General features: G+C 62.6%; 1 protein-coding gene. It reads right to left on the bottom strand.

The annotated features are described in order from the left end of the window. The coding region (locus ACRHOZ_RS21440) for a hypothetical protein (RefSeq protein ID WP_431130412.1) at positions 1-238 on the bottom strand (238 nt) is incomplete at both ends.

Below are 238 nucleotides of genomic sequence, written 5' to 3'. Positions count from 1 at the left end.
CAGCGATACGTCTCCTTCCAGTCCGTGACGGTGCCAGGCGTCCAGGGCCGAACGGTCGGCGCCGCTCACCAGGCGCTCCACAGAGTCAATGTCCGCACGCAGTGAGAATTCCGCGCCGTCCTTGCCGCCGAGGACCATGATTGAGTTGAGCAAATGCTCGGTTAGTTTTTTCACGTCGTACCCCGGGCACGGTGTCTGCTTGGCCTTGTCCTGGCGGCCGATGGTGTGCAGCACTTGC

This window comes from Flagellimonas flava, assembly GCF_050617915.1.
GTDB classification, from domain to species: Bacteria; Bacteroidota; Bacteroidia; order Flavobacteriales; family Flavobacteriaceae; genus Flagellimonas; species Flagellimonas flava_A.
This window is presented reverse-complemented; position numbering and strand designations above follow the sequence as displayed.